At 67.8% G+C, this 7,984-nt stretch carries 9 protein-coding genes; 6 read left to right on the top strand and 3 right to left on the bottom strand.

The genetic code is table 11. The features are described from left to right. The 3 genes from VET27_RS12430 to VET27_RS12420 all read right to left on the bottom strand — a co-directional run. Positions 1 to 782, bottom strand: a 782-nt coding sequence (locus VET27_RS12430; protein ID WP_526518469.1) for an alpha/beta hydrolase, incomplete at its 3' end; no start/stop codon positions are given. A gap of 76 nt (positions 783 to 858) precedes the next feature. Then, positions 859 to 1,563 carry a GntR family transcriptional regulator gene (locus tag VET27_RS12425; protein ID WP_526518452.1) on the bottom strand — a complete coding sequence of 235 codons (705 nt, stop codon included), beginning with the start codon at positions 1,561 to 1,563 and terminating at the stop codon, positions 859 to 861. Continuing rightward, complete coding sequence (locus tag VET27_RS12420) at positions 1,551 to 2,090, bottom strand: HD family phosphohydrolase (protein ID WP_526518450.1); 540 nt, start codon at positions 2,088 to 2,090, stop codon at positions 1,551 to 1,553. Before VET27_RS12420 ends, VET27_RS12425 begins: the two co-directional genes overlap by 13 nt. A gap of 109 nt (positions 2,091 to 2,199) precedes the next feature. Between VET27_RS12420 and VET27_RS12415 the strand changes: the two genes are divergently transcribed. Genes VET27_RS12415 through VET27_RS12390 form a run of 6 tightly spaced genes read left to right on the top strand, consistent with a single transcriptional unit; the run spans position 2,200 to position 7,969 of the window. Continuing rightward, complete coding sequence (locus VET27_RS12415; RefSeq protein ID WP_526518448.1) at positions 2,200 to 3,315, top strand: TIGR03364 family FAD-dependent oxidoreductase; 1,116 nt, start codon at positions 2,200 to 2,202, stop codon at positions 3,313 to 3,315. Positions 3,316 to 3,320: 5 nt separating this feature from the next. Then, positions 3,321 to 4,022, top strand: a complete 702-nt coding sequence (locus VET27_RS12410) for a phosphonatase-like hydrolase (protein ID WP_526518446.1) — start codon at positions 3,321 to 3,323, stop codon at positions 4,020 to 4,022. Positions 4,023 to 4,025: 3 nt separating this feature from the next. Next, the gene (locus tag VET27_RS12405; protein WP_526518444.1) at positions 4,026 to 5,072 is read left to right on the top strand and encodes a 2-aminoethylphosphonate ABC transporter substrate-binding protein; all 1,047 of its coding nucleotides are present in this window, start codon (positions 4,026 to 4,028) and stop codon (positions 5,070 to 5,072) included. Positions 5,073 to 5,122: 50 nt separating this feature from the next. Beyond that, positions 5,123 to 6,283, top strand: a complete 1,161-nt coding sequence (locus VET27_RS12400) for an ABC transporter ATP-binding protein (protein ID WP_526518466.1) — start codon at positions 5,123 to 5,125, stop codon at positions 6,281 to 6,283. After that, positions 6,280 to 7,197 (top strand): 2-aminoethylphosphonate ABC transporter permease subunit, encoded by a 918-nt coding sequence (locus VET27_RS12395; protein WP_526518442.1) that lies wholly within the window; start codon positions 6,280 to 6,282, stop codon positions 7,195 to 7,197. The genes VET27_RS12400 and VET27_RS12395 overlap by 4 nt, the downstream gene beginning before the upstream one ends. Then, on the top strand, positions 7,172 to 7,969 hold the full coding sequence (locus VET27_RS12390) for an ABC transporter permease (RefSeq protein ID WP_526518439.1): 798 nt from the start codon (positions 7,172 to 7,174) through the stop codon (positions 7,967 to 7,969). The genes VET27_RS12395 and VET27_RS12390 overlap by 26 nt, the downstream gene beginning before the upstream one ends. Positions 7,970 to 7,984: the final 15 nt, after the last annotated feature.

The raw sequence follows: 7,984 nt of genomic DNA, 5'->3' as shown, positions 1-7,984 counted from the left end.
TGTGACACAGAAGCTTTCGGCACCGCGCCGTCGAATCCGTGAAACGCGCCCGGCACGACCTCGACCTCGCACGGCACCCCGGCCGCCGTCAAGCTTTCGGCGTAGGCGAGGTCCTCGTCGTGGAACAGGTCGTTCGTGCCGACGCCAACCCAGGCGGGTGGTAGCCCGCTGAGATCGGGGTTGCGCGCGGGCACCGCGACGTTCGGATCGGCGTCTCCCAGGTAGCTGGACCAGCCGTAGACGTTCGACTTCTGCGTCCACATCCGGTGGCGGTGGTCGTCGAGGCCTTCCCGCGTACCGGAACGGTCGTCGAGCATCGGATACACCAGCACTTGCGCCGCTACGTCGACCTCACCTCTGTCGCGGGCCAGCAGCGCCAGCGCAGCGGCAAGGCCCCCGCCGGCGCTCGCGCCGCCTACCGCGACGAGGGAGGAGTCGACGGAGGGCAGCCCGGCCAGCCAGGTGAGCGCGCCGTAGCAGTCCTCGAGCGGGATCGGATACGGGTGTTCGGGCGCGAGGCGGTAGTCGACGGCGGCGACCGTGACGCCCAGTTCACGGGCGAAGCGGCGGCAGATGATGTCGTCCTGGGCCGCGCTCCCGATGACGTAACCGCCACCGTGAATCCACAGCAGGGCAGGGCCGTTCGCCGCTGCGTTCGGTGGACGATGCAGGCGGACCCCGACCCCCGAGGCGAGCGTCAGTACCTCGACGTCGGCCGGGGTGCGGCGGTCCAACAGACGCGAGGCGACTCGGAACACCGGCAACGAGTTTGGGGTGATCATGGCGCGGGGGATGAGCCGCGCGGCGCGCTTCAGGTCGGGATGAAAGTCGGGCACCCGACCGACACTACCGACCTGGTCAGTCCCGGTCGTTGAGAAGCGCCTCGAACGCCACCCGGTCACCCCGATACAGGGACCTGACCACTTCGATCGGCCGGTTCGCGGTGTCGAGGGATCGTCGGTTGAGGCGCAGCATGGGCATCGCGGTCGTCGACTCCAGCAGCCCCGCCTCCCGCGGGGAGGCCAGGACCGTCTCCACGCGTTCGACAGCCAAGCCGAATCGGACTCCCGTCGCGCGGATCGCCGCGTACAGCGACGTCGTCGGATCGAACGTCGCGGTGAACTGCCCGAAGCGATGCTTGGACAGGTACGTGCTCTCCAGCCCGATGCGTTGCCCGTCGGCGAGTAGCACCCGCTCGAGGTGTATGACCGGGGCCCCTTCGGTGAGGTCGAGGGCTGCGGCCAGGTCCGACGCGGCCGCGACGTCCTCCCAGGTGATCAGGAGGCGGCCGGGTTTGCGGCCCATGCGGAGTGCGCCCTCGGTGTAGGACCTGAGTGAAAGTGGTTGAACAAGTTTCGGTTTCGACACCACCGTGCCTCGACCTCGGCGTTCGATGCGGCCCTCGACCAACAGTTCGTGCAGCGCCTGCCTGACGGTTTCGCGGGCGACGCCGAAGCGCACGGCCAGCTCCCGTTCCGGCGGGAAGGCGTCGCCTTCGACGAGGCCGTCGAGGATCTCCTCCAGCGCGGTGCGGATCGCGTATGGCTTGCTCACGGCGACCACCGTTGCCGGATAACTCGTTCCGCGATCGCCAGCACGTCGGCGATTGTCGCAGTCTTGCCGTTCAGCCGGGCCGCTGGATCCTTGGCGTCGTCGTCATAGCGCCGGAGCCGTAATGCGTCGGGCCACCATGGGTGTACGAGGAGAGCAGCGTCCATCTCGGCTCCGCCTTGAGCCTCCAGCGACAGCACGGAGGTCGGCGTGAGTGCAGATTCGTAACCGGGCTCGGTGGCGACGAGGTACTTCTTGGCGGCGACGTGATGGCCCGCGAGCCATCCGACACGCTCGCCGAACCGCGGTGTCAGCCATAGCCGGGCGGTCTCGTCGTGTCGTTGGGCCGCCAACGCGTCGAACATCGGGCTATGCGCGAGGTCGTGTAGCGCGGCGGCGAGTACCAGTTCGTCGTCGGCTCCGTCGTCGATGGCGCGGGCGGCCGACTGCAGGGCGTGGTCGAGTTCGTCGACGGCCTCCTCGTCCCACACGTCACGCAGCGAAGACAGCAGAGCGGCGGTTTCCGCGAGAACGGGCATCGGTTGCAGAATACCCCAATTGGTCTATACCAATTGTTCAGCTGCTGTTCCGGTGCGCATCACCGGCGCTTGTGCGGGCCGTATCCCGGAGTATGAATGGTCACTGAACATGCGCGTCACGATCGTCGGCGGCGGGATCCTTGGAACCGCCCACGCACTCGAGGCGGTCCAGCGCGGCCATCACGTCACGCAATTGGAGCGCGAAGCGGAGGCGCGCGGCGCGACCGTGCGCAACTTCGGGCTGGTCTGGGTCTCCGGTCGTGCCGAGCACGAACTCGCCGCAGCCCTGAGGTCCCGCGAATTGTGGGAGCGGATCGGCACGCAGATTCCCGGCGTCGGATTTCGGCCCGCCGGTTCTCTGACCCTGCTGCGCACGCCCCGTGAGATCGCCGTCGCCGAGCAGGTCGTCGCCCGTGCCGACGCTGGGGCGCGCGGCTTCGAACTGCTCGAACCGGACCGCGCGCGGGAGATCAATCCTGCGCTGCGCGGGAAGTTCCTCGCCGCACTGCTCTGTTCGCGAGACGGTGCCGTGGAATCCCGGCAGGCGATGCCGGCCATCCGGGCCTACCTCGAGGCGACGGGACGGTACGTGTTCGTGCCGGGGACCGAGGTGCGGTCCGTCGCCGGCACCATGGTGCGCGACGACCGCGGTAGGTGCTACGAAGGCGATCTGGTGCTGATCTGCCCCGGTGCGGCTCACGGCGGCCTGACCCGCGAGATCGCCGGTGACCTGCCAGTGCGGCGCGTCCGGCTGCAGATGATGCAGACCGACCCCCTCGACGAACCGCTCACCACCGCGATCGCCGACGGTGACAGCTTCCGCTACTACCCGGGTTTCGCGGGTAGCGCGCTGGATGAGATGCGGGACGACGAGCCTCAGGACCAGGTCGCCGCCGAGGGGCGGATGCAACTGCTCTGCGTGCAGCGTCTGCACGGTGGGCTCACCATCGGCGACACCCACGAGTACGACGAACCGTTCGCCTTCGACGTCGACGATGCGCCGTACGACTACCTGGTTGCCCTGGTCGAGGAATTCTTGGGCCGCCCGCTTCCGGCCATCCGTCGCCGCTGGGCGGGCGTGTACAGCCAGTGTGTCGATCCCGGCCAGCTGGTATCCCGCACCGCGGTTGGCGACGGGGTCTGGGTGATCACCGGTCCAGGTGGACGCGGTATGACACTCGGGCCGGCCATCGCCGAACAGACCGCCGAACTGATCGAGCTCTGAAGGGAATGTCCTTGACCCACAATCACATCCAAGTAGCCGTTGTCGACATGGCAGGCACCACCGTCGCCGACGACGGTCTGGTGGTCAGCTCGTTCGAGGCCGCCGCGACGGCGGTGGGCATGCCCGCCGACGGCGCCGAGCGAGAGCGCGCCCGCCAGTACGTGCTCGACACGATGGGCCAGTCCAAGATCGTCGTCTTCCGGGCGCTGTTCGGCACCGAGGAACTTGCGCAGCAAGCCAACGCCGCGTTCGAGAATGCCTACGAGGCGGCGATCGACGACGGACACGCCATGCCGATCGACGGCGCGGCTGAGACCATCACCCGCCTTCGCGACGCCGGCGTCAAGGTCGCGCTCACCACGGGCTTCAGCGGCGCTACGCAGGAGAAGCTGCTCGCCGCGCTCGGCTGGCAGTCCATCGCCGACCTCGTGCTGGCCCCCGGCGGCGGAGTGCGCGGCCGCCCCTACCCGGACCTCATCCTGACCGCGCTGATGCGACTGCACGCCGATGGTGTCGGCAACGTCGCCGCCCTCGGCGACACCAGCAACGACGTCGACAGCGCCCTGCGGGCCGGATGTGCCATCGCCGCAGGCACTCTCACCGGTGCCCACGATGAGAAACGGTTGCACGACGCAGGCGCCACCCACGTGGTTCCGACCGTCTCCGAGTTCGCCGACCTGATCCTCAACAACCAACCCAAGGACTGAATCATGAATCTTCGCAAGGCCTTGGCGGCATTGTCCGCCGCCGCGCTGGCCGTCACGATCACCGCGTGTGGAGGTACCGGGTCCTCGGGCTCGGGAAGTGGTGAGACCGTCACGGTATACAGCGCCGATGGGCTCGCCACCTGGTACAAGACCCAGTTCGATGCCTTCACCAATAGCACCGGCATCAACGTCAACCTCGTGGAAGCCGGTTCCGGCGAGGTGGTGTCGCGCGTCGAGAAGGAACAGTCCAACCCGCAGGCCGATCTGCTCGTCACGCTTCCACCGTTCATCCAGAAGGCGGACGAGTCGGGATTGCTGCAGCCAAGTGGTGTCGACACCAGCGGTATCGCGGCCGAACAGGTCGGCCCAGGCGGCAACTACCTGCCGGTCGTGAACAACGCGCTCAGCTTCATCGCCAACCCTGGCGCCAACCCGCAGCCCGTGACCTGGAACGACCTGTTGGCGCCGGAATACAAGGGCAAGCTTCAGTATTCGACGCCGGGCCAGGCTGGTGACGGCACCGCGGTGCTGATTCTGCTGCAACATCTGATGGGCAAGCCGGGGGCGCTGGACTACCTGGGCAAGCTGCAGGCGAACAACGTCGGTCCCTCCTCGTCCACCGGCAAGTTACAGCCGAAGGTGAGCAACGGCGAACTGCTGGTGGCGAACGGCGACGTGCAGATGAATCTCGGTTCGATCAAGGACGACGGGTCCAAGTTCAACGTCTTCATTCCCGCGGCCGCCGACGGCAAGAGGACCACCGTCTCGGTGCCGTACGTCGGCGGTGTCACCAAGGGTGCCCCGCACGCCGATGGCGCCAAGAAGTTGTTGGCCTTCCTGGTGTCGGAGGACGTGCAGAAGACCGTGGCGCCTGACGCGCTGGGTATCCCCGTGCTCGACTCACTCGCCTCGTCTTCGGAGCAAGCGGCCGGACCGAACACCCCGTCGGCCGTGCTGAAGGACGTCGAGGTATGGGTGCCGGACTGGAATGCCGTGCTGACGGATCTCGATGCCGACGTCGCCGCGTATCAGAAGGCCACCGGTAGCTGAGCATGACCGAGATCGGGGATCCGGTGGGCAGGAGCGAAGCGACCCGGGTGATGTCACCGCGAACGAAGGCCGCGGTCGGCAACCGCGACCGCGGCACGACGGAAGGTGCAACGCCCGCAATCATGTTCGACCGTGTCGGTGTGACGTACGGCCGTGGCAAGAAGGCGACCAGTGCGCTGATCGACTTCAACCTCCGCGTCGCGGCAGGCGAAACGGTCGCCCTCCTAGGGCCCAGTGGCTCGGGCAAGTCCACTGCGCTCAACGCGCTGGCCGGCTTCGTCCGCCCGACGACGGGAACGGTCCGACTGGCGGGTCGCGACGTCACCGACCTTCCGCCGGCCAAGCGGGGGATCGGAGTGGTACTGCAGGCCTATGCCCTGTTCCCGCACATGCGGGTGGCCGACAACGTCGCCTTCGGACTGAAGTCACAGCGGGTGCCGCGCGGGGAGATCGCCTCCCGAGTTGCCGAGGCGTTGGACATGGTGGGCATGTCGGCGTACGAAAAGCGTTTGCCGCGTGAACTTTCCGGTGGACAGCAGCAGCGCATCGCCATTGCCAGAGCTCTAGCCATCCGACCGAAGGTACTTCTCCTCGACGAACCATTGGCTGCCCTGGACGCTCAGCTTCGGCAGTCGATGCTGGCGGAGCTACAGAGGCTCAAGGAGGCGCTGCCCGACACGGCGATGTTGTACGTCACGCACGACCAGAGCGAGGCCCTCGCGCTCGCTGACCGGATCGTGGTGATGAACGACGCCCGGCTGATGGACGTCGATACCGCCGAAAACCTCTGGAAGCGGCCACCCAGCAGCTTCACGGCCGCGTTTCTCGGCGGTGCCAACTTGATCCCGTGCACGGTCGGGCGCGTCATCGGGACGTCGGCACTCGTCACCGTCGCGCACAAGACGGTCAGTGCAGATGCGCCACAGCCCGCCGTCGGCCGGATCGACTGGGCGCCGGAGTCCAAGGCGCTGTTGTGCATTCGACCCCATGCCGTGAAGGTCGTCGGCCTCGGTGATCGAGACGCTCTGCGCGCCAGGGTGAACGCCGCCGTCTGGCGCGGCGCCAACACCCGCCTGGTGCTGTCGGTTCACGGGTTGCCCGACCAGCTGATCGACGTCGACGTACCCGGTGCGACGACGTACGACATCGGGGCCGAGATCGGGCTGCGGTTCCCCGAACCCGCCGGTGTGCTGGTGCAGGCCACGTCGTGACGACACTTCTCGAGCCCACGTCGGAGGCGCCGGAGCGATCAACCCCGCCGCGGTCGTTGGCCGCGTGGTGGGCCGTCCCACCGTTGGTGATCGTCGTGCTGGTCGCGGTGTATCCGCTGATCCGGGTGTGCCTCGAGTCGACGAAAGTCGGTGAAACCGGACGCGGTTGGTCGACATGGGCCAGGGTGCTCTCGTCGGAGGCCTTCCGCGGTGCGCTGTGGCGCACCGTCGCCATCGCCGTGACGTCGACCGTCGGGTGCCTGGTACTCGGCACATTCCTGGCCATCGTCCTGGCCTTCGTGCCGTTCCCCGGCAGCCGCCTCGTCGGGCGCCTCATCGACACCGTCCTCGCGCTGCCGTCCTTTCTCATCACCTTGGCCTTCACATTCCTCTACGGCACCGCAGGCGCGGTCAACGCCGCGATGGCCGGTATCGCTGGCGACGGAGCGCCCGTCCTGGACTTCCTCTACACCCCGGCGGGGGTGATCGCAGCGGAAATCACGTTCTTCACCCCCTTCGTCATCCGGCCCTTGCTAGCATCCTTCTCGACGTTGCCGAGAGCGCAGCTCGACGTCGCGGCCAGCCTCGGCGCGTCTCCGCTTCGGGTGCTCCGCTCGGTGGTGATGCCCGAGGCGTGGCCCGCTCTGATGGCAGGCGGCAGCTTGGTCTTGTTGTTGACGCTCAACGAGTTCGGCATCGTGTTGTTCACCGGCGCGAAGGGCGTCACCACTCTGCCGGTCCTGATCTACACCCGCGGGATCGTGACGTTCGACCTGCCGGGGGCGGCCGTGATCGCGACCGTGCAGATCGCGCTTTCGCTCGCCCTCTACACCGCCTACCGCGTGGTCTTCGCCCGCGTGATGACCCAGCGAGAAAGGGGAGGCACGGATGTTGTTGTGGACCCGGCGCGGTAGGGCCGCCATCCTGTGCGTCTTCGGCGCCGTCGTCTTCGTCGTCTTCGTCGCGCCACTTGCCACCGTGGCGCTTGCGGGACTTGCGGGCTCCTGGACCGGCGCTCTCCCTTCGCAACTTGGCTTCACCCACTTCGCCGACGCCCTGTCCGGTGAGAACCTGGCGAGCCTGTCCGTCAGCCTGCAGACCGCATTCATCGCGGGCGGCCTAGCCCTGGCGCTCGGCGCGTGGGCGGCGCTCGCGTCGCGCGAATCGCCGACCTGGCTGAGCCGTATCACCGATGCAGTGTTCCACCTGCCCATCGCCGTGCCGTCGGTGGCGATCGGGCTCGGCCTGCTCATCGCCTTCAACTCTCAGCCGTTGCTACTCGGTGGCACCCGATGGATCGTGATCCTCGCTCACGCCATCCTGGTCCTGGCCTTCTCGTTCAGCGCGGTCTCGGCGGCCCTGGATCGGCTCGACCCGGCCTATCGGCAAGCCGCGGAATCCCTCGGCGCAGGGCCGGTTCGGGTGCTGACGCGAATCACGCTGCCGCTTCTGCTGCCGGCGCTAGGCGCTGCCGCAGGGCTTGCGGTCGCGCTGTCGATGGGCGAGCTCGGCGCCACGGTGATGGTCTATCCCGCGACGTGGAAGACGCTTCCCGTCACGATCTTCGCGCTCACCGACCGCGGACAGGCCTTCCAGGCGGCTGCGTGCACCACGATCCTGCTGTTGGTCACCCTGGTGGCGCTGGTGGGCTTGGGCCGCATTCGCGGAAGGGCGGCGCTGCGCTAGTTGCGACGGGCAGCC

The sequence above is a fragment of the Mycobacterium sp. genome, assembly GCF_035633495.1.
Classification (GTDB): domain Bacteria; phylum Actinomycetota; class Actinomycetes; order Mycobacteriales; family Mycobacteriaceae; genus Mycobacterium.
Note: the sequence above shows the minus strand (reverse complement) of the source record. Positions and strands in the feature narration are given on the sequence as shown.